The organism is Mesorhizobium sp. M0159 (genome assembly GCF_040322295.1).
Taxonomy (GTDB): Bacteria; Pseudomonadota; Alphaproteobacteria; order Rhizobiales; family Rhizobiaceae; genus Mesorhizobium.
Genome location: NZ_JAMYTF010000046.1, coordinates 1 through 18709, shown reverse-complemented (window position 1 = coordinate 18709; position 18709 = coordinate 1). Strand labels below are relative to the sequence as shown.

Below are 18709 nucleotides of genomic sequence, written 5' to 3'. Positions count from 1 at the left end.
CTAGGCCAGAGGCCTGGAGTTATCGCGCGCACCTTGCTGGATGGCGGACCGGGTTGCGGCATCCGCCCTAGCTGCTCGCGAAGATCGAAAACTGTTTGCCGCGAGCTGCCGGGCCCCCCGAGCGGCGCGGCCGGCGGCCCATCGCGCGCCGGAATAGCGCACAGCGTTTCTGCCGAAGTTTCTATACGGGTTGTATGCGCCCACGGTGCTGAGATATCCGCCGCCATTCAGGATCGAAGCAATCGACGGTATCTGCATGAGAACGTAGATCCCGATGATCGTCACCAGCACCAAGGGCAGCACCAGCGACATTTTGCTGTCCATGGTCGCTCCGCCGGACGTGGCGGTGTTCAGCGCCGCGTTGACGAGCGAGAAGTAGAAGCCGAGAAAGCCGTAAATCAGGATTTGCTGGATCATCAGAAAGGTGGTCAGCGAAAGGAAGCCTTCGCTCATGCGCGAGGACCAGCGGTAAAGCCAAAGAATGATCCATATCGGCGCCAAGGCCAGCGTAATGAACAACATCACCTTGGCGGCGATGATCGCCGCAATGGCGAGTGCTGCGAAGATGATGGCAGACAGCAGGACGAGCAGCGACAAGAGCGCGCCAAAAATGTCATAGAAGGATCCGCTGTAGACCTGATTGGCTACGTCCTGCGCCCCTTGGTAGAGGTTGTCGATCAGCGCTGGAATTGCTGCCTGGTCGCTAAGCTGATTGCCGGTGGCCCGCGACACGGCGCCGACGATTACCTTACCGACCTCATCTGGAATGGTTTGAACAAGCTGGTATATCGTCGCGGAAAACGTGCCCCATCCGGTCAGCAGCAGATAGATGATGACGGCGCGGCCCAGGCGATAGGCCGCTTCGATTGGCGAAATCGACTCTCGCCCGCTCAGGATCGAATAGCCCCACCACGCGATATAGAGGGTCAGCATCAGGGTGAAGACGTTGCCCATCGCATTGCCCAACTGCATATAGACGGTGCGAACGAAGTCCTCGCCGATGTTGTCAATGCCACCAAGGATGCTTGCGGCGAGACCGTTCATGGATCCTCGTCAATGATGCTTGCGAAAGGCGTTGAATTGACCGGCTTCAGCGCGCCGCATTCGTCGGCGTGGGTATACGACAAAGCCCCGCACGGCGCTTTCAGTTCGCGATTTGCGCATCCAAAAAGCCCTGCGCCGAGCCCAATCACAACGCATATGCGCAGGACTCGCCGCGACAAGCGCTCAGCCTCCGCTCTTGCCGAATTCCGCGAACGGATTGACGGTGCGCGGTGTCATCATCTTCTGCACCTGGCTCTGGCGAAGAAGATCTCCCTTCAGCTTCTCATTAAGGGCAGCGACCGCGCCGTTCTGGACGCCGATCAGTTCGTTGACGGCGCGCGCGTTTTCCAGCTGCATTCGTGTGTTCTGGTCCACCGAACCCTTGACGTCCTGCGACTGCCCGATCTGCCCGCTCGCTGACTGCAGAGACTGTTGGCGCTGGGTAACGCCCTGCGAAGCCTGCGAGGTCAATGCGCTTAGCAGCGAGGCCACATTGACGCTGCCGCCATAGGCGGTGTTGACGGCGCTGGTCTCCTTGCCGGCAATCTGCTGGAGCTGCTTCACCAGTTGTAGGCCATTGATGACCGCGCCGGCGATTTTCTGGATTTCGGGCGACAGGCCACCAAACGAAAGCGCACCGCCGTTCAGGATCGATCCGAACGACGGCGCCTGGGCAATCGACATGTTGCCGCCGAGGCCCATTTGTCCGATGCCAAGCGAACCGTCACGACTGCCGCTGAGAGCCTGCAGGATCTCCTCGCTCTTTTTCAGAATATCCTTGTTGGAGTCCATGATGGAGTTGGTGTTGTCCGCATTCTTGCGGGCGACATCGAGATTGGCGCCATCAATGACGGCAATCTGTGCGTGGGCCGTGCTTGCCCAAAGCGCCAGACTGGCGGCAATCGCGAATTTCTTCATGTCAGCCTCCTATTGCTGTAGCGAATCGATCACGCTGGCAGCGCCAGCAGGGTCAGTGGTGATGATCATCGAGCGGCTGTCGGCTGAGCTTGTTCCCGCGTTCTCAACCGCGCATGGTGGCCATCGGCCGCGATCGATCTTCAACCGTTCCAGTTCCGCGGGATCACAAGAGAACGGGTTTGGAGAGCCGCTCTTCGGCCGTTGCACCAGCTTGGACGACTGCGATGCCTGAACGTTCTGCAACGAGAGAAGTTGGGCCAGCAACGCCGTGAAATCCCCCGCCTGGGCGAGGTACTGGTTGGTGACATCGGCGTTGATCCCACGAGCCGACGAGTTCAGCTCCCAGGCGTCCTTGTATTCGGTCACCTGGCCAACGTTGCCCGCTAGCGCGTCGATTGCAGCGGCGTTGGCGCCCATCTGCGATGAGCTTGCATCAAGGCCGCCAGCCGCCTTCCTGACCGTGCCTATGGCCGCGTCCTGGGCAAAGCCGCCTGCGCCGTCGGCCGTTACGATCGAGAAGGGTGGTGGCGCGGCGGCCGGAGCGTTGCCGCTCGACACATAGTCGTTGAAGTAGCTGTTCCAGCGGCCGACACCGCCGGCCCATTGGTTTTGCTCGCCTGCGTTCGATCCGTTGTAGAAGGAAGCGAGACAGCTGTAATTCGTCGCTCCGCATTGCTTCACGCCCATTCCGAGATATTTGACACCGCCTTCGACATTCTGCTCGTTCACGTCGCGGTCAAGTCCCATGGACTTGCCGGTGCCCTTGGTCAGCTGCATGACGCCTTTGACGCCGGTGTGGCTCCCGGCGCATGTGTCGAAGCGCGATTCCTGATAGGCAACGGAAAGCGCCAGGCCTTCGGGAACGCCGTATTTTTGCGCATAGTAGCGGATTAGCTTTACGTTGCCCGCGTCGCGCTGCAATGCGTCGGCCGGCGACCGGCGAAACATCTGTGAGCGGTATTTGTTCGAATAAGTGCAGACGACGCTTTTCTTCTTGTCGGTTTCGTCGTTCTTGGCTTCATCCGACTTCTTGCTGTGCTGCTCGTCCTCCTGCCGTTTGTCGAGGGTTTGCCCGTCGATCACCGCGATCTGAGCGATAGCCACGCTCATGCTTTCCGCCGTCGCGAGAGCCACGGCCAGACAAGCGCTGCTAAGCCGCTTCGTCATGCTCGTTCTCCCATCCGCAGAAGTATGGCAGCCACATTTCCGGCTCGTCGCCGAAGGCCTCCCGGAGCCGGGCGCATTCCTTGCTGTTGGCTTCGTTCGAGGACAAGACCTTGATAAGATCGGGCATCGCCGACAAATCGAGCTTGGCGACGATCGAGTCGCTGTCGTGCTTGACGAGGAAGGTGCGTGTTTCCTTCGCGGTTCGGCGCACGAACTCGAATTCCTTCGCTGTCAGCGAGAAGCGCTCCATGTAGGACTCCTTGCTCGCCTTCGGGTTGGGGAAGAAAATGTTGGTCTTCGTTTGCTCGATCAGCGACGACGAGATGGAGGAACTGACGACGTCTTCCGCCGTCTGCGTGCCAAAGCCGACCACGCCGTTGCGGCGACGAATGGTCTTCAGCGTCTCGTTGATGAAAGCGGCGAAAACCTCGTCGTCCAGCAGCTTCCAGCCTTCATCGAGGAAGAGCATGATCGGCGAGCCATCGATGACTTCCTCAAGGCGGTGGAAGATGTAGAGCAACGCCGCCGAGCGCAGCTTTCTGTCGCCCAGGATCCTGGTCATGTCGAAGCCGACGACGGGTTTCGAGAAATCGATGAGATCGACGGGATTGTTGAAAAGCCAGCCTTTGTCCTTCGGGTCGAGCCAGGGCTGTATCCGCGCCGCCAGATCGTTCATGCCAGGCATGAGGGAGCCGCGCAGCACTTCCGGCAGCAGGTCGAAGGTCCGCTGTTCACGCGGGACCTTGTAGATCATGTCGACGGCTGCATTGATGACGCGCATCTCCGCCACGTCCAGCGCGCCGCCTTCCGGCGTTAGAATGTAGATGAGCAGATCTTCCAGGAAAGAACGGTTTTCTGCGGTGTCCTCGAGCTGCAATGGCGCGAACCCGGTGGGCTGGGAAGGCTCCATCACCTCGTAGCGCCCGCCCAGCGCTCGAACGAAAATTTCAGCGCCGCGCATATAGTCGAAATAAACGCATCGCGGCCGCGGCATGATGCGCATGGCCTGTGCCATCAGGAACGACAGCACGACGGTCTTGCCCGAGCCGGTCGGGCCGAACACCGTGAAGTGGCCGACATCGTGAACGTGGAAATTGAAATAGTAGGCCGTCTGGCTGGTCGTTTCCAGCAAAGCGATGGGGCGTTTCCAATGCAGCCGCTCACGTTGGCCGGACGGGAAATTGTGTCCGGAGAAAAGACCGGCGAAGTTAAGTGACGAGATCAACGCACGTCGCGCGATGTAGCTGAAATTTCCCGGTAATTGCGCCCAGAACGCCAATTCCGTGTTCAGCGTCTCGCGAACCGGCACGATCGACATGCGCGAAAGCTCGGCGGTGATGTCGGATAGCGCACGGTTGAGGCCAGTCATGTCGGGCGCCAATGCCATGACGCTCATGTGATGTTGTCCGAAGACGACTTCGCCGCCGGCCAGCTTGTCGGCGCCGTCGTGGACGGACTCCTCGACCGTCGTGCCCGCCTCGTCCGAGCCCTCGACCTGGTTGGCGATCGTGTTGATCCTGCGCATCGCGGTTACACGGTCTTCGATCGCGAAACTCTGCGTCAGGACAAACTCATGTGGCAGGCGCAACAGACCGTCCAATGAGCCCGGAGCGGTGAACGGTGGGTATTCCTTGATCGATACCATGGCGCCGAGTTTGGCGGCGTCCGGCCCGCGAAGTTCCAGCGCGGATTTTCCGAAAAACAGCTGTCGTGTCGCCAGCACATCGCCAAGGCTCATGCGCGGCAAAGGCATTTCCACGTCGACGCCGCCGGCGAGGATCTTCGCCAAAAATTCCGCCGGCTCGGAAAAGAAGCTGTCGCGGCGCTTCACGACGCCGAGAAGACGCGCACCATAAGCCGTGAAATCCTTGACGACGCCCTCGAGAACGTCATGCAGTTCGGCCATCGCCTCTTCGCGGGTTTCTTCGCCCGCGGTGCTGATGCGGAACGCATTGAGCGCCTTGTCCACCCAGCCGACGCGGCCGACCATCGGTCGGCGTATGACTGCCAGATACGCTTCGTTGACGAACAGGTTTTTCGCCCCAAGCTCATCCATGTAGCGGGCGTCGAGCTCGGCCACGAAAGGATTGTCAAAGTCGCCTTCAATCTCCGGTGTGACCTGGCGGCGGATGATCGTTGTGTAGACCGCGAAGCGAGAGGTCGAGAGATTGCGGAAAGTCGTGTTGCGGTTGAACATGCGGCTGTTCAGCTCGGCCTGGTCCATCGTCTGGAACGGCAGGCCACTGAGTTGGATGACGCCGACAAGAAAGCCGCTCTTCGTCACGATCAGATTGTCATCGACATGGCGAAGGTACGGGATGTGCATCGCCGCGGGCTTTTCACGGCGGCGCTCACGGCCAAATTTCAGGTCGGCATCGAGGCTCATGGCGAATAGCTCCTGGCGCCCCAAAAAGTAAGGTTCGCCACCGCTCCGCGTTTGGAGACGCACCGCTCGAAAATATGAAACATGTAGGGGTCGCGCTGGCACAGATATGCGCTAACCAGATGCACCACGCCGAACACGCCAATGCCGAGCATGAAGCTGCTCGTGGCAATGAAGCCGATCACCGCCAGGATCCCGTTCAGTGCAAAGACCTCATAGCGCACCCCCCATTTCATCGGGGGGCGCGTTAGTGGCAGACTGACCGGCTCGACATAGACTTCCTCATCATCCATGCCTCAGCTGCCTCCGGCGGTCGCGCGAACCGCATCCACCAGCTGGGCAGCGCCGAAGATCAGAGCGATGCCAATGATGATGGAAAAGGCCATCATCCACGCCAGTCGGCCAGTCATGGCGAGGAAGCCGAGAAAACAGACCGCGATGATGGCGAATGAACGCGCTATGTTGCCCTGCAGAACTCCGACGAACCACTCCAGCACATTTTCGACCGGTGCCGCCGACTGGGCATACGCAGTGGCTGGCGCGAGAGCTATTCCGACCGCCGAGGCCAAGGCCAGTTTCAGGGCAAATTTGCCCGCTTTCCTGTATTCCACCCTTGGCTCCTTTCAGTTGCCGAAATCCATGACATGACCTTCCTGCCAAGCGTCCTCGCTTGCTGGCGGTGCGGCCGCGAGCGTTTCGGATTTGGCCGGGGCAGACTTCTTCACGACACCGCCGAACTTCCAGCGGTTCAGTATTTTCACGATGTATTCCGCCGTCTCCGGATTCACCGGAATGCCCTGCGCCTTGTAGACTCTGTTGGGCCCGGCGTTGTAAGCCGCCAGCATCAGCAGCGGATCCTGGAACTCGTCATAGAGTGACTTCAGATGGCGGAGGCCAGCCCGTACATTTGCCTCTGTGTCGCAACGGTCGCTCACGCCGAGATCGGCCGCCGTGCCTGGCATCAGCTGCATGATCCCTAGGGCTCCGGCCTTCGACGGACCCTGACTGGCGCCGAGATCGCTTTCGGCCCATGCAATTGCCTCGGCCAGATCGGCGTCGAACCCTTCCTCTTGCGCGATTGAACGCACAAGTTGGGAGACCTCAGCACGATTTCCGGTCGTACACGCCCCCGGCCTTTGCGCCCCGACCGCGGCAACGGCTTGCGCCGGTGTTGCAAAGGCAACGCGGTCTGATGCCAGGTCCTGGCCGTGCGCATTGAACGGCATCGTGGCGCCACACAGGGTGAGCAGGAGAGCGAATCGAGCGTTCATAGTGTCGCCAAAATTTAACACTTTACTATGGCTACACGCAGCCCTAGTAAAGTGTCAACACTGTATGTAATCGCAAGGACGGATTTCGATGAGACAGACGGCCCTTTGCATGGTTTTGCTGCTTCAGGGCACCGCGGCTTATGCTGCCGGCGCCGACGCCCCGAGTGCCTTTGCCCAGCCGTCGGAGCACTACCTGCTCCAGTTTGCCAAGCCGGGCGAGAAGGTGTTCGTCTATGAACGCTATGAAGCAAAAGGCGCGCTCTTTCAGCGCGATGCGGCCGCCCTTATCTCGCCGGTTAAGGTGCCGTCGGCGACCGAGCGCGTCATCAACGGCGTGACGTATCGACTGCGCGGCCTCGCGGCCTGCCCAAAACCGAAGATTACCTACAAGACGCAGCAATGGGACTGCACGGAGGCCGCGCGGGACTATGAAGGGGCAATCTACAACGATCGTGCATCTGTCGTGCTTTGCAAAACACTTGTGCTGCAAAGCAGGAAGGGTGAACCCGATGCGGTGTCATGTTTCTCGCTCGTGGGTGCGGGCAATGCAAACGACCCGTACAACGTCGCCTACGACGATGACGAAATGGTTTTTTTCGACATGGCGGCAATCGGACGTAACAAGGACGGCAAGTCGCTGCGCCCCGATCTCGAGCATTCCGCCGACCTCGGTGGACAGTTCCAGGAATGAAGCAGGCGAGCTTCGCAGTGCTGGCCGCATTTGGTTTGTGCGCTTCGGCCCAGGCCCAGGAGGCATCCGAGTCTGCCGTGCCAACGCCCTTCGCGGTATCGAAATCGGCTCAACTGCTGACCGGAGATACCTGGCGTGACGGAGATCACCTTTTCCGCCTCTATGGCGTCCAGTCATGTCTTCGAGGCACGTCAGCTGAAGAGCCAAATGGTAACAAAATCGATTGCGGGAACACCTCGCTGGCGCACCTGGCTGCCCTGTTCGATAGCGCCGCGGTTACATGCCAGCCAATCGGCTATGCCCTCGACAAGGCGGTTTTTGTCGTGTGCGGTGCGCAGCTCAATGGCGAAACAATCGACGTTGGCACAGCGCTCATAGCGACCGGATACGCGTTTGCCGCAACGACAGCAAAGGGCAAAGCCGTCAATGAGAACTACCTCGTCGCGGAAATCAACGCTAAGATGAAACGTGCAGGTTTGTGGGGCACGACGTTTGAGCATCCTGTGCAACTGCTGCTGAGCCAAGTATCGAAGAGACAACAATGAAGCATGACGATGAAGCGCACAGATATTATTATCCCGTCGAAGGACGCGGTGACGGTGCTATTGGTGGAGCCGCTGCATTCATCGCGATCATATTGGTGCCGGCAGGACTCTATGCGGCCTGGAATACCGTGGTCTCATGGATTTCGACGATCTTTTCTTAGGGCTGCAGTTTCGTGAAGGAACCGAGCAACGCGCGCCAATCGTCGACATCAATCTCGCACCAGCCATGAGCCGTCAGCCGTTGGAAGTAAGCAGCCTTCATTTTCATTTCCGCGATAGTGGCTACTGGAGCAGTGGCAGCACGCCTTCGCACAGCGGCCTCCTCCGCCATGGCCGCGTCCAGTCTCTCACCCAGCACGATCGCGTCCGGCCCTTCGGCCCCCATCCATCGCTTGCCGATAAGTTCAAGCGTGGCGACGCTTTGACGATGTTCCGCAATCAGTTTCGCGACGCCTTCAGCCGCTGCCATCTTTCCATCGCTGCAGACCTGTTGAAGAGGCATCGTCATCGCCCTGGCGTTCTTCGGTTACATACTGGTACCTCTCGAAATGAGGAAAAAGGGGCGACACCATCCCTTTTTTGAAGCGACGAATTCTGCGAGATAGGGGCGGGGGGCGCCTGCGTAAAGGAACTGGCTTCCGATGTTTCGTGCCCTGGTGGTCGAAGACCAGACACTAATGCGTCTGGCACTGATGAACGAAGTGCAAGCGAGCTTCGAAAAATGCGTCGTCCTGGGTGCTGAGACGCTGACGATCGCCACTGCCGAGCTTCAAAACAATTATTTTGATCTGGTCGTCATCGATCCTGGCTTGCCTGGCTTTGATCCCACCTCACAGGGGGATCGCGTCGCAGTCGTTGACAAGATCATCGAGGCTTCACCCAGTGCAATTCATATTGTCATCACCGGTTCCGATAACCGTTGCGAGGCAGATGGCTTTCGGCAAATTGGCGCTGCCGCTTATCTCGGCAAGACCGGTCTTGCGCCCGGCGTGTTCAGCGACGTGCTGGACGATATTTCCACCAAGGGGTTCTCCTTGCGCCTTTCGCGGGTTGTCATGACCAAACCCGATTACCGATTTTCAGCCCTTACACCGCGCGAGCAGGAGGCCATCGACATGATGGCGCACCGTGCACCCGGCGTGAAACGCACGGAGATCTTTTCTCTCATGGCCGATCGCCTTGCCATTGAGCCCGGCTCGGCCGAGAAATACTACAAGCAGGCTCGCGCCAAGCTCATGCGGCAAGGCCATCGGCTCCCGCGGGGGCTGTGAGCCAATGGCGCCCATGATCGTCCATGGAATCAAGGTTCCTGTCGCACCACAGGATGTTTCGCCGGTTATCTGGCGAGCGCTTCAAAGCCAGAGCTATGAGGCTAAGGAGGCGAAGTGGATCTTCAGGGCGGTCAAGGCGCGCGATCGCGTACTGGAGCTAGGGTCGGGTATCGGCATCATCACCGCACTGATCGCGAAAATCCCCGGCGTTCAGGTATGGGCTTTTGAAGCAAATCCCGCAACGGCGGAGCTAGCGAAACGCGTGATAGCGGCGAACGATCTCGACAATGTCACATATTCCCAGGGTATCCTCACAGCCGGCCCGCCGCGGTCCTTCACCTTCTACGTTCGCCGCGACCTTTGGATGTCTTCCACGGACAAAGACCAAGGACCCTACGAGCGCGAACTTTCGATCGTCTCGGCCGACGTCGATCGTTTCATCACCGATCATCGAATAAACGCCCTCGTCATGGACATTGAAGGTGCTGAGAAAGAACTTCTGCAGGATGCCGAGCTGCCCGGGGTCGAGCGCATCTTTCTTGAGCTGCACGACCATCTCTATGGCCTTGACGGCATCCGAGACATCACGCTTGCACTGGCAGAAAAGGGATTTGCCTACGATCCGCGGGGCTCCCGAGGACCTTGCGTGCTCTTCGCCAAGAACGATGGACCCCGCGAATACGAGGATGTGGAAGATGTTGCGTAATGCTCTCGCCGTTATATTTGCCGTGGCCCTTCCGCTCGCCAGCGCCGCCGAGGAAATTCCGCTCGATCCCAACGAAGTGTCGGTTCAAGACGCCAGCGGCAAGACTGTCGCCGTTTTTTCAGTAAAGCAGCTGCGGGCAGACTTTCCACAACAGACCTATGACACGCGTACGCCTTGGACGAGCGACAACGAGAAAATCGAATATCGTGGGCCGCTGCTTGCAAATGTGCTTGCCAAGGCCGGAGTCACCGCCGTGCAGGAGGTCAAAGTTGTCGCCTATGACAACTTCGTTTCCGACATTCATATGGACGAAATCCGGTCTTATAATCCGATCCTGGCGATCGAACGTCGTTGCAACGAGAGTGACAAGGCCGGCTCGCATTGCCCGCCGGGCCAGGATTTCCGCCCGATCAGCATGGTAGAGAAAGGCCCCATCTTCATTGTTTGGCCCTTCGACCAATTGCCTGTTTCATATGTTCCCGCAAGAAACTCGATCTGGGTGTTTTTCCCAGTTATCCTGCGCGCCACGCAATGAAGTTCTTAAACGGCGGTTTGCTCACTGTTCTGCCGTATCTCGGTATGGCTGCAGCGCTTGGGCTGAGTGCGTGGACATTCATGCAATCGAACCGCTACCGTCAGGAGACGGATGCCATCCTCAATCAGACTTTCGAGATTCAGTGGCGCGCGGCACAGATTCGCGAGCGCCTTATACGAGTCTATGGCTATCTTCGCATTGCCGACGAGACGGGCAAGCTTGATGCGGACATCGATCGACAAATGGCGTTGGTGAACGTCAACGTCGCGCAGTTGGAAAACCTGCCCTATCTGAACCGCTTTTTTCCCGACCACGATGCCGAACTCCTGGGCCGAATTGGCCTAACCCTCGAACAGAAAATTGCCCCTCTTGTGTCAGCGCGTACAAACTACACCCAAGCCATTGCCGACATGGCCAAGCTGGAACAGTCAATTTACGAGATTTCCAGCTCTACCGTTGATCACAGTGCCACCTTGCAGCAGACCGCCAGCATCGACATTGCGGCCTCGCGCAACTGGTTCACCTTTGCCATCGCACTTGGCCTGGGTGCCACCTTTTATCTCGTTATCCATCAGCGCTATGCTTTGGCCAATCGCCGTGACCAGCATATGCGCTCGTTCGCTTCGCTCTTTGCGCATATGACCCGATCGCGGGTTACAGCCTTGAGGCTGTTCCTTGAGCACGCACAACCAGACAAGCAACCGAGCGGCGAAATGCTTGAGGCTGCGCGCAGTGCTGCTACTGAACTGGAATCGATCACCAACAGTGTCCTTCAGATCGCCTATGCGCCACAGGATTCCAGCACCGTGGCGCTCGGCCCACTCCTCGAGGATCTCGCGCACGATCGCAGCAGTTTGGTGCAAGTTTTGGTCGATCCTAAAGCACGTCTGCAACCTGTTCCGGCGACGCCGTTACGGTTGGTCGTTAATGAGCTGATAGAAAACGCTCTTGCCGCTCTATCCGGCACCAGAGACGCCCCAATTCTCATCTCCGCGACAGTCAAGCGACGTCCCTTCCTCCTGCGCAATTACCTCGTACTAGATGTGGCGGACAACGGCGCAGGCATGTCGCCTGCAATCGTTGTGAAGGCAACTACACCTTTCTTTTCAACGCGAGCTGGAAATCATACTGGCCTTGGACTGACCGCATGTTCCCAGATGGTCTCGACGCTGAAAGGAAGGCTCATCATCAACAGCGCTCCCGGTGCCGGCACAACCGTAGAGATCAGGATTCCGGTGCATTCGACTGCCGCCACGTCATGGCAGTCGTTCCTCAGGCGCGGGCGAAAAAAGGTACACACGTGGCGCGCCTAATTGTCAGCTCTGCTCCATTTTCACCTGAATTGCACCGGTATGCGCTATTACGGCGAAAACCTGCCAGGCATTCTGTCTAGCGCAGCTTAGACGGATGATGACGCTGGAAGTTCACGGCACTCTGAAATGAGAACCTACGCCTCCGGGTGCGTCAGAAACAGGTGGATCAGCTGACGGCGGGACCTTATCGGAAAAGAGGAAGGTCGCTGGATCAAGTTTCAACGCCTTGGCGATCGCGGCAATCGTGTCGACGCTGATATTGCCGCTTGCGCGTTCCAATTTCATGAATGTCGCCTCCGCCACGCCGATGAGCTCGGCCATCTCATAGCGGAGCAAAGTGCGTCGTTTTCGCTCAATGTCGATGATGTGCGCCAGACGCTTGCGGATCGCATTTTCGTCCAACTGATGCGCCCATTGGGTAAGTTTTTTTCCGCCCGCGAGCAGGTCTGCAACTGACACATGCAAGCCGCTTGCCATGATTTGCAACGTGGTCAGGGTGACATTGTTTTTCTGTCGCACGGTCTGGATGTAGGTTCGATACGCCAGTTTTTCGCCCTCGGCGGTCCGAAACAGCTCGGCCATGTGCATGTGGGATAGGCCACGTCTGGCTCTCTCCCGCTCGAGCGCCAGAGCAATGTTGGCGCGCAACGGGTTGTTGACCAGGCCCGCGTCGTCTCGTTTCATAAATCGATGTAGTCGCACAACCTGCCTTCTCGATCTGTCCTTTTTCGCGCGGATGATCCATAGTAAAGTATCAGAAACCGCAGCGAGGAAAAGGCTATGATCGTACTGAAATATCTCTTGGTGGGTGCCGCCGCCGTCGCGGGCGCCGCGGCTCTTCCATCCCAATCACAGGCATCGGAATGGGGCTGTCAGGTCCTCCTCTGCCTGTCCGGTGACTGGCAGGGCACTCCTTCTTGCCACCCGCCAACCTACAAGTTGATTGCGGCGATGAAAGCGCCGGGTTTTAACTGGCCGACCTGTCCACAAGCCAACTCCAGCGCCGCGAGATTCGAGAAGTATGAGGATTGTCCAGCTGGCTGGCAAGCAGCTGGCAGCTACGACTCCGATCGGCCAGGAATGATGCAAGAACGGAACATCTGTCGTATCAGCTCCGACAGGCTCACGCTGCCCGTCACTTTCACGAATAGTCGTCTCGGCCAAGACCATGACAACGGATCTCGACAGGCCCAGATCGAAATCAACGGTAGGTTGGTGACGGCAAAAATCCAGATCACGGGCAACGATAGAGGGCATTCCCTTGGTAATGGCCCCACCTACTACACCATCTCTCGGCCGGTGCGCGGAAAGCCCTGGTTCATCGAGTATGACGACGCGAACGGCATGCGCCAGAAAAGCTGGTTCAATCTCAACATGCCACAAGCCAGGCGATCACGCAGGATGAGTCGCCATGAGGATCACAAGGCGTGTCTGTCCGGTTCATTCACCCCGACGCCAGCGATAGCTTCGAGACAGCAATACGGTACTGGATCAGGGAAGGGTAATAAGTGTTGAAGGCGCTGCTCCTGTCGACTGCGATAATGGGCCCATGGGCAGGCTTGGCGGTGGCTAGCCAGAGCGAGAAGCCGCGATCGAGCGCGGACAATCCGATGTGGCCCGCTTCACTGAAATGGGACTGCAAGACCGCCGCCAAAATCGTGTGTGAGCGTGACGGCAGTTGCACAGTGGCCGAGGACCATACTAGGTTTGTGCTGAACTATGGCAGCAACGAAGCTGAGTTCCCGGCCAGCAATGTCAGGATCAAACGGCACTATCAACAGACCGTGCAGGCAAGCCCTTTGCAGCAGGAAGTTAAAGTCGAACTGGCTGACAATCGCGTTCTTTGGCTGACGGCCGTGGATGCCAGCCGCACTTATTCGGAAGCCTGGGTCGGCGCAATGAGCGAGTTGAAGGGCGGCGCGGTACTCATGGAATCCGAGGGCGTCTATTGTATGCCGCACAAGTGAGTGAGCCGAGAGGGAAGGCGAGCGAAAACCGATATGTTCTGACCTCGGGCGCCAGCCCCGGCGTTTCAGAAAAGTCCGGCATAACCGTCTTCCCGGTCTAGTTTCATCAGACGATCAGCCGTCGACTCCTGCGCAGCGGCGTCCTGACCCATCACGGCCAGCGCAGCGAACAGCCCAACAGATTTCCTCATCCAAGTCCCCTCACGCCAAGGACCAAGAACGTTTTGCCTTGCCTGACGAGAGCTGGGTGAGGATGGTCAGGAGGTCTTGCATGACTAACCTGTCAACAATGAAACGAACGTTCCATGGCACGGTGCTCGAGCGCATCGTGGTGGTGGGGCTGGGCGGCCTGCCCCTGACCGCAACGATCGACAATCTGCCGGAAGCGTATCCGGGCGGACAAGTCGCGCGAGGCGGGCGCCTGGGCCTGCTCGGCAATCGCGACATCATGGATACGCCGTTCAACCTAGGCAGCTACACGGCGCAAACGATCGAGGATCAGGGCGCACGCAGGGTGGACGACGTGATGATCAATGATCCTTGGTACGGAGCACCCATTCAACCGGCGGGATATTGGATTCCTTCTACATTCGCGGCTTTCCGATCAATGAAGGAAATTTTGGCGAGGTCGCGTTCGATGGTGTGTTCGGGGTCGCGCCGACCTATCGCTTGTTCACCGATTATATCGAGCGATCGAGGTTCTCAAAGGACCGGTGGCGCTCCTTTATGGCATCGCGCCGAACAGCAGTCTCGGGGGGTACGACCAATATCATCCCCAGCGCGCGGGCCGAGGTCGATCTGACACGGTCGAGCCCCCAGGGCGGCGGGCATCTCGATGTGAGCGGGTGTTTCGGCGCCGAGCGGCAGTTCGGGGCCCGATTCAACGGCAGCTATCACGGCGGCGACGCCGATCAACGACCAAAAGCGCGACGTGCCGGTGGTGACAATCTGCGGCGCGGGCCGCACCGGGCAACGGAGCGCCGATCGCCACGATCAAGCCTGGCCGGTCTGCCCTCGCGGTTTGCCGCCAATCGGATGTTATAGCTAATGCTAATGACGCGTCAGCACGCCGATTTTCTCACCGGTCCGGGAAAATCGGAAGATAATTCCTTATCTCTATAGATTTCGTCGAATATCGTCCGATCCCGACTTGGTAAGCGGCCATCCCCTTGGTGGAACAGGAGATCGACGAAGTGGCAAGAATTTCGGTTCTCGGCATATCGGGTGGCGTAAGCACGCCATCGCGCACGACTGCGGTGGTGAGCGCACTGGTCAAGGCGATCGCGCAGCGCACCCCGGCGGACACCGGCCTGATCGAAATCACCGAGGCGGCGCCTTCGATTTTCGCCGGGCTGTCTCGTCGTGCGCTCGGCGCGTCTGGCGAAGCGATCATCCAGCGTGTCGAGAAGGCCGACCTGCTCGTGGTCGGAACGCCGGTCTATCGGGCGTCCTACACCGGCGCTCTCAAGCACCTGTTCGACCTCGTCGATCATCGTGCACTGACGGGCAAGACCGTGCTTCTCGCGGCAACCGGCGGAAGTCCATACCATGGCCTGGTTCTCGAACATCAGCTCCGGCCATTGTTCGGTTTTTTCGGGGCCGTCACGGTCCCGACCGGCGTCTACGGCGCGCCCGACGATTTCGTCGATGCCAAGATCGTCGGCGCGGCGATTATCGAGCGCATCTCACGGGCCGCTACCGAAGCGATTTCCTTGCTTAATTCCAGTGATGCAAACACTGCCGTCGCCACGCGCGTCGGTTGAAGCCAATCAAAAGGGGAAACGAACGAAATGACCTCGAATTCCGACAACGTGAAATTCGCCTACTGGGTCCCGAACGTCTCGGGCGGCCTGGTCATCTCCAACATCGAGCAGCGGACCGGCTGGGACATCGACTATAACCGCAAGCTCGCCCAGATCGCCGAGGCCAACGGCTTCGACTACGCGCTGAGCCAAATACGCTTCACGGCCGGCTATGGCGCCGACAACCAGCACGAATCGGTATCGTTCAGCCATGCCTTGCTTGCGGCGACCACAACGCTGAAAGTCATCGCGGCGATCCTGCCCGGCCCATGGAATCCAGCGCTGGCGGCCAAGCAGATAGCCACCATCAACCACCTGACCAATGGCCGTGTCGCCGTCAATGTCGTCAGCGGCTGGTTCCGCGGTGAGTTCGCCGCCATCGGCGAGCTGTGGCTCGACCATGACGAGCGCTATCGCCGTTCGGAGGAATTCATCCGTGCGCTGCGCGGCATCTGGACTGAGGACAATTTCACTCTGAAGGGCGACTTCTATCGCTTTACCAACTACTCGATGAAGCCGAAGCCGATCGATCCGCAGCCGGAGATCTTCCAGGGCGGCTCATCACGCGCGGCGCGCGACATGGCTGCGCGGGTTTCCGACTGGTATTTCACCAACGGCAACACGCCGGAAGAGATCAAGAAGCAGGTTGACGACATCAAGACCAAGGCGAAGGCCAATGGCCACAAGGTCAAGATCGGCGTCAACGCCTTTGCCATCGCTCGCGAAACCGAGGCAGAAGCGCGCACCGTGCTCGACGAGATCATCGCCAAGGCCAATCCGGAGGCGGTGCAGGGTTTCGCCGATCAGGTCAAGAATGCCGGCAAGGCGTCGCCGGAAGGCGAGGGTAACTGGGCGAAATCCTCGTTCGAGGATCTTGTCCAATACAATGACGGCTTCCGCAGCAATCTCATCGGCACGCCGGAACAGATTGCCGAACGCATCCTCAAGCTGAAGGATGCCGGCGCGGATCTGATACTGCTCGGCTTCCTGCATTTCCAGGAAGAGGTGGAGTTCTTCGGCAAGCGCGTCATCCCTCTGGTGCGCGAACTGGAAGCGGCGCGCGACAGGGAGCTCGTCGCCGCGGAATAGGACACGCGCGGCCTCCAGGCCGCCGCCCGCACGCCTTCAAAATCAGGGACGTTTCATGATTGGTGCTTCGCTGGGAGCCGCCGCATACGAGCGCGCGCCCGAAATTTCCGGCATTCTTGCTGGTGCTGGTCCCGTCGAGGACACGCGCCCGGCGCGCCTGTCGGCAAAGGCTGATGCGATCCTGGCGCTGGGCGGGATCAGCATTTCCTTTGGTGGCGTCACGGCACTGCGGGATGTCGACCTCGAGGTCAAAAGCCGCGAGATCCGCGCTGTGATCGGTCCCAATGGCGCCGGCAAATCCTCCCTGATCAACATCATCAGCGGCCTCTATCACGCCGATCAGGGCAAGATCGCGATCGATGGCCAGTCCTTCTCCCGGGTGTCGGCAAGCCGTCTGGCACGGCTCGGCGTCGCGCGTACCTTCCAGAACCTGGCACTGTTCGGTGGGCTTTCAGTGCGCGACAACATCGCGTCGGGCCGCGTCCACACCCGGCGCGCCAGCTTTGTCGAACATATCGCCGGTCTACCGCGCGCCCGGCGCGAAGATGCCGCGATCGCTGAAAAGGTCGACCAGACAATCGCCTTCCTGCATCTCGAGGCCGTCGCCGATCGCCTGGTCGCGACGCTGCCCTACGGCCTGCAGAAGCGGGTCGAACTGGCGCGCGCGCTCGTCGCCGAGCCGAAGATCCTGCTGCTCGACGAGCCGATGGCCGGCATGACGGCGACCGAGAAGGCCGAGATGGCCGGTTTCGTGCGCGCAGCGCGCGACCGCCACGACGTCACCATCATCCTCATCGAACACGATATCGGCGTGGTCATGGGGCTCTCCGACCGCGTCGCCGTGCTCGACTACGGCCGCAAGATCGCCGACGGGACACCGGCCGAGGTCAGGGCCAATCCGGCGGTGATCCGGGCCTATATCGGCACCGCCGAAGGCGAAGATGGCAAGGGCGTCTGATGAGCTACTATGATTTCCTCTTCGTCATCGAGGTGCTGGTCGGTGGCTTGCTCTCAGGCGTCATGTATTCGCTCGTCGCCATCGGTTTCGTGCTGATCTACAAGACGTCGGGCGTGCTGAACTTCGCGCAAGGGTCGATGGTGCTGTTCGCCGCACTCACCTTTGTCAGCCTTGTCGAACGCGGCATCCCGTTTGCGCTTTCAATGCTCATTACCCTCGCGGTCATGGTTGCGCTGGGCTTCACCATCGAGCGAACTGTGCTGAGGCCGCTGGTCAATCGCTCGCCGATGACGCTGTTCATGGCCACGCTTGGCCTGTCTTACATCATTGAAGGCGCTGCCCAGTTGGTGTGGGGCACACAGGTGCACGGGCTCGATCTCGGCATCGACGACACGCCGTTCGAGGTCGGCGGTATCCTGATATCGTCGTTCGATCTTCTTGCTGCAGGCATTGCCGCGGCGATGGTCGCCGGCTTGAGCGCATTCTTCTATTGGACCCGCGTCGGCCTAGCGTTTCGCGCCGTCGCAGACGACCAGTTCGCGGCGCTCGCCGTCGGGCTGCGGCTGCCCCGGATCTGGGGAACGGTGTGGACGGCCGCGGGGTTCGTGGCACTGGTCGCGGGGCTCTTGTGGGGCGCGCGCCTCGGCGTCCAGTTCTCGCTGTCGCTGATCGTGCTGAAGGCGCTGCCGGTGCTGGTGCTTGGCGGCTTCGATTCTATCCTCGGCGCCATCGTCGGCGGCCTCATCATCGGCGCCAGCGAGAAGCTCGCCGAGGTCTACCTCGGACCCTTTGTCGGTGGCGGCATCGAAGGCTGGTTCGCCTATGCGCTGGCGCTGGTCGTCCTGCTGGTGCGCCCCTCCGGCCTGTTTGGCCAGAAGACTGTCGAAAGGGTCTGACCGATGGCCGTGCAAGCGCTCGATGCGGCAAGGCTTCCCATCGACTGGCAGAGGTTAGCTCTGCCCGTCGCCCTGATTGCCGTGGCCTACGGCCTGATCCCCGCCTATGCGTCGAGCTATCTCGTCGAGGCGATCCTGCTGCCGTTCCTTGCG

Annotated in this window: 24 protein-coding genes; 14 read left to right on the top strand and 10 right to left on the bottom strand. The window is 59.5% G+C overall.

Annotated features, from left to right (window positions below):
- From NKJ32_RS28870 to NKJ32_RS28840, 7 genes are all read right to left on the bottom strand, one after another.
- Positions 1–1044 (bottom strand): TrbL/VirB6 family protein, encoded by a 1044-nt coding sequence (locus tag NKJ32_RS28870; RefSeq protein WP_352496344.1) that lies wholly within the window; start codon positions 1042–1044, stop codon positions 1–3.
- Positions 1045–1227: 183 nt separating this feature from the next.
- Positions 1228–1962 carry a type IV secretion system protein gene (locus NKJ32_RS28865; RefSeq protein WP_023785080.1) on the bottom strand — a complete coding sequence of 245 codons (735 nt, stop codon included), beginning with the start codon at positions 1960–1962 and terminating at the stop codon, positions 1228–1230.
- Positions 1963–1971: 9 nt separating this feature from the next.
- On the bottom strand, positions 1972–3129 hold the full coding sequence (locus tag NKJ32_RS28860; RefSeq protein ID WP_352829612.1) for a transglycosylase SLT domain-containing protein: 1158 nt from the start codon (positions 3127–3129) through the stop codon (positions 1972–1974).
- Positions 3113–5515: a VirB4 family type IV secretion/conjugal transfer ATPase gene (locus tag NKJ32_RS28855; RefSeq protein ID WP_352829610.1), complete on the bottom strand. Its 2403-nt coding sequence runs from the start codon at positions 5513–5515 to the stop codon at positions 3113–3115. Before NKJ32_RS28855 ends, NKJ32_RS28860 begins: the two co-directional genes overlap by 17 nt.
- A complete protein-coding gene (locus NKJ32_RS28850) occupies positions 5512–5805 on the bottom strand; it encodes a VirB3 family type IV secretion system protein (protein WP_352829608.1) in 294 nt (97 codons plus the stop codon). Before NKJ32_RS28850 ends, NKJ32_RS28855 begins: the two co-directional genes overlap by 4 nt.
- 3 nt (positions 5806–5808) lie before the next feature.
- On the bottom strand, positions 5809–6123 hold the full coding sequence (locus NKJ32_RS28845) for a TrbC/VirB2 family type IV secretion system protein (RefSeq protein WP_023720448.1): 315 nt from the start codon (positions 6121–6123) through the stop codon (positions 5809–5811).
- 12 nt (positions 6124–6135) lie between these two features.
- Positions 6136–6783 (bottom strand): lytic transglycosylase domain-containing protein, encoded by a 648-nt coding sequence (locus tag NKJ32_RS28840; protein WP_352829606.1) that lies wholly within the window; start codon positions 6781–6783, stop codon positions 6136–6138.
- Positions 6784–6871: 88 nt separating this feature from the next.
- On the opposite strand from NKJ32_RS28840, the gene NKJ32_RS28835 reads away from it, so the two are divergent.
- The 3 genes from NKJ32_RS28835 to NKJ32_RS28825 are packed head-to-tail and all read left to right on the top strand — an operon-like array spanning position 6872 to position 8180.
- Positions 6872–7474, top strand: coding sequence for a hypothetical protein (locus tag NKJ32_RS28835; RefSeq protein ID WP_352829604.1), 603 nt, complete (start codon positions 6872–6874; stop codon positions 7472–7474).
- Positions 7471–8019 (top strand): thermonuclease family protein, encoded by a 549-nt coding sequence (locus NKJ32_RS28830; protein WP_352453444.1) that lies wholly within the window; start codon positions 7471–7473, stop codon positions 8017–8019. Before NKJ32_RS28835 ends, NKJ32_RS28830 begins: the two co-directional genes overlap by 4 nt.
- Positions 8016–8180: a hypothetical protein gene (locus NKJ32_RS28825; protein ID WP_352453445.1), complete on the top strand. Its 165-nt coding sequence runs from the start codon at positions 8016–8018 to the stop codon at positions 8178–8180. Before NKJ32_RS28830 ends, NKJ32_RS28825 begins: the two co-directional genes overlap by 4 nt.
- On the opposite strand, the gene NKJ32_RS28820 is transcribed toward NKJ32_RS28825, so the two are convergent.
- On the bottom strand, positions 8177–8527 hold the full coding sequence (locus NKJ32_RS28820; protein WP_352496339.1) for a hypothetical protein: 351 nt from the start codon (positions 8525–8527) through the stop codon (positions 8177–8179). The genes NKJ32_RS28825 and NKJ32_RS28820 overlap by 4 nt on opposite strands.
- 133 nt (positions 8528–8660) lie before the next feature.
- On the opposite strand from NKJ32_RS28820, the gene NKJ32_RS28815 reads away from it, so the two are divergent.
- Genes NKJ32_RS28815 through NKJ32_RS28800 form a run of 4 tightly spaced genes read left to right on the top strand, consistent with a single transcriptional unit; the run spans position 8661 to position 11844 of the window.
- Positions 8661–9290 carry a response regulator gene (locus tag NKJ32_RS28815; RefSeq protein WP_352453447.1) on the top strand — a complete coding sequence of 210 codons (630 nt, stop codon included), beginning with the start codon at positions 8661–8663 and terminating at the stop codon, positions 9288–9290.
- Between the two features lie 4 nt (positions 9291–9294).
- Positions 9295–9996 carry an FkbM family methyltransferase gene (locus NKJ32_RS28810; protein ID WP_352453448.1) on the top strand — a complete coding sequence of 234 codons (702 nt, stop codon included), beginning with the start codon at positions 9295–9297 and terminating at the stop codon, positions 9994–9996.
- Entirely contained in the window at positions 9986–10531 is a 546-nt protein-coding gene (locus NKJ32_RS28805) for a putative pterin-binding protein (RefSeq protein WP_352453449.1), read from the top strand. The genes NKJ32_RS28810 and NKJ32_RS28805 overlap by 11 nt, the downstream gene beginning before the upstream one ends.
- A complete protein-coding gene (locus tag NKJ32_RS28800; protein WP_352829602.1) occupies positions 10528–11844 on the top strand; it encodes a sensor histidine kinase in 1317 nt (438 codons plus the stop codon). Before NKJ32_RS28805 ends, NKJ32_RS28800 begins: the two co-directional genes overlap by 4 nt.
- A gap of 111 nt (positions 11845–11955) precedes the next feature.
- Here the strand turns inward: NKJ32_RS28800 and NKJ32_RS28795 are convergent, their stop codons facing one another.
- Entirely contained in the window at positions 11956–12528 is a 573-nt protein-coding gene (locus NKJ32_RS28795; RefSeq protein ID WP_352453451.1) for a helix-turn-helix domain-containing protein, read from the bottom strand.
- 96 nt (positions 12529–12624) lie between these two features.
- Here NKJ32_RS28795 and NKJ32_RS28790 point away from each other — a divergent pair, with 96 nt between their 5' ends.
- Together NKJ32_RS28790 and NKJ32_RS28785 are read left to right on the top strand one after the other, a co-directional pair.
- Positions 12625–13359 (top strand): hypothetical protein, encoded by a 735-nt coding sequence (locus NKJ32_RS28790; RefSeq protein WP_352829600.1) that lies wholly within the window; start codon positions 12625–12627, stop codon positions 13357–13359.
- The gene (locus NKJ32_RS28785) at positions 13353–13811 is read left to right on the top strand and encodes a hypothetical protein (protein ID WP_031195338.1); all 459 of its coding nucleotides are present in this window, start codon (positions 13353–13355) and stop codon (positions 13809–13811) included. The genes NKJ32_RS28790 and NKJ32_RS28785 overlap by 7 nt, the downstream gene beginning before the upstream one ends.
- Positions 13812–13876: 65 nt before the next feature.
- Here NKJ32_RS28785 and NKJ32_RS28780 read toward each other — a convergent pair whose 3' ends face one another.
- Positions 13877–14002, bottom strand: coding sequence for a hypothetical protein (locus NKJ32_RS28780; RefSeq protein WP_023722890.1), 126 nt, complete (start codon positions 14000–14002; stop codon positions 13877–13879).
- A 382-nt stretch (positions 14003–14384) separates the two neighbouring features.
- Between NKJ32_RS28780 and NKJ32_RS35585 the strand changes: the two genes are divergently transcribed.
- The 5 genes from NKJ32_RS35585 (at position 14385) to NKJ32_RS28755 (ending at position 18556) form a co-directional block, all read left to right on the top strand.
- On the top strand, positions 14385–14855 hold the full coding sequence (locus tag NKJ32_RS35585; protein ID WP_502898892.1) for a hypothetical protein: 471 nt from the start codon (positions 14385–14387) through the stop codon (positions 14853–14855).
- Positions 14856–15004: 149 nt separating this feature from the next.
- Complete coding sequence (gene msuE, locus NKJ32_RS28770) at positions 15005–15574, top strand: FMN reductase (protein WP_352708581.1); 570 nt, start codon at positions 15005–15007, stop codon at positions 15572–15574.
- A gap of 27 nt (positions 15575–15601) precedes the next feature.
- Entirely contained in the window at positions 15602–16702 is a 1101-nt protein-coding gene (gene sfnG / locus NKJ32_RS28765) for a dimethylsulfone monooxygenase SfnG (protein ID WP_023722893.1), read from the top strand.
- A gap of 55 nt (positions 16703–16757) precedes the next feature.
- Positions 16758–17660, top strand: a complete 903-nt coding sequence (locus NKJ32_RS28760) for an ABC transporter ATP-binding protein (RefSeq protein ID WP_352708582.1) — start codon at positions 16758–16760, stop codon at positions 17658–17660.
- Positions 17660–18556 (top strand): branched-chain amino acid ABC transporter permease, encoded by an 897-nt coding sequence (locus NKJ32_RS28755; protein WP_352453924.1) that lies wholly within the window; start codon positions 17660–17662, stop codon positions 18554–18556. The genes NKJ32_RS28760 and NKJ32_RS28755 overlap by 1 nt, the downstream gene beginning before the upstream one ends.
- Positions 18557–18709 lie beyond the last annotated feature (153 nt).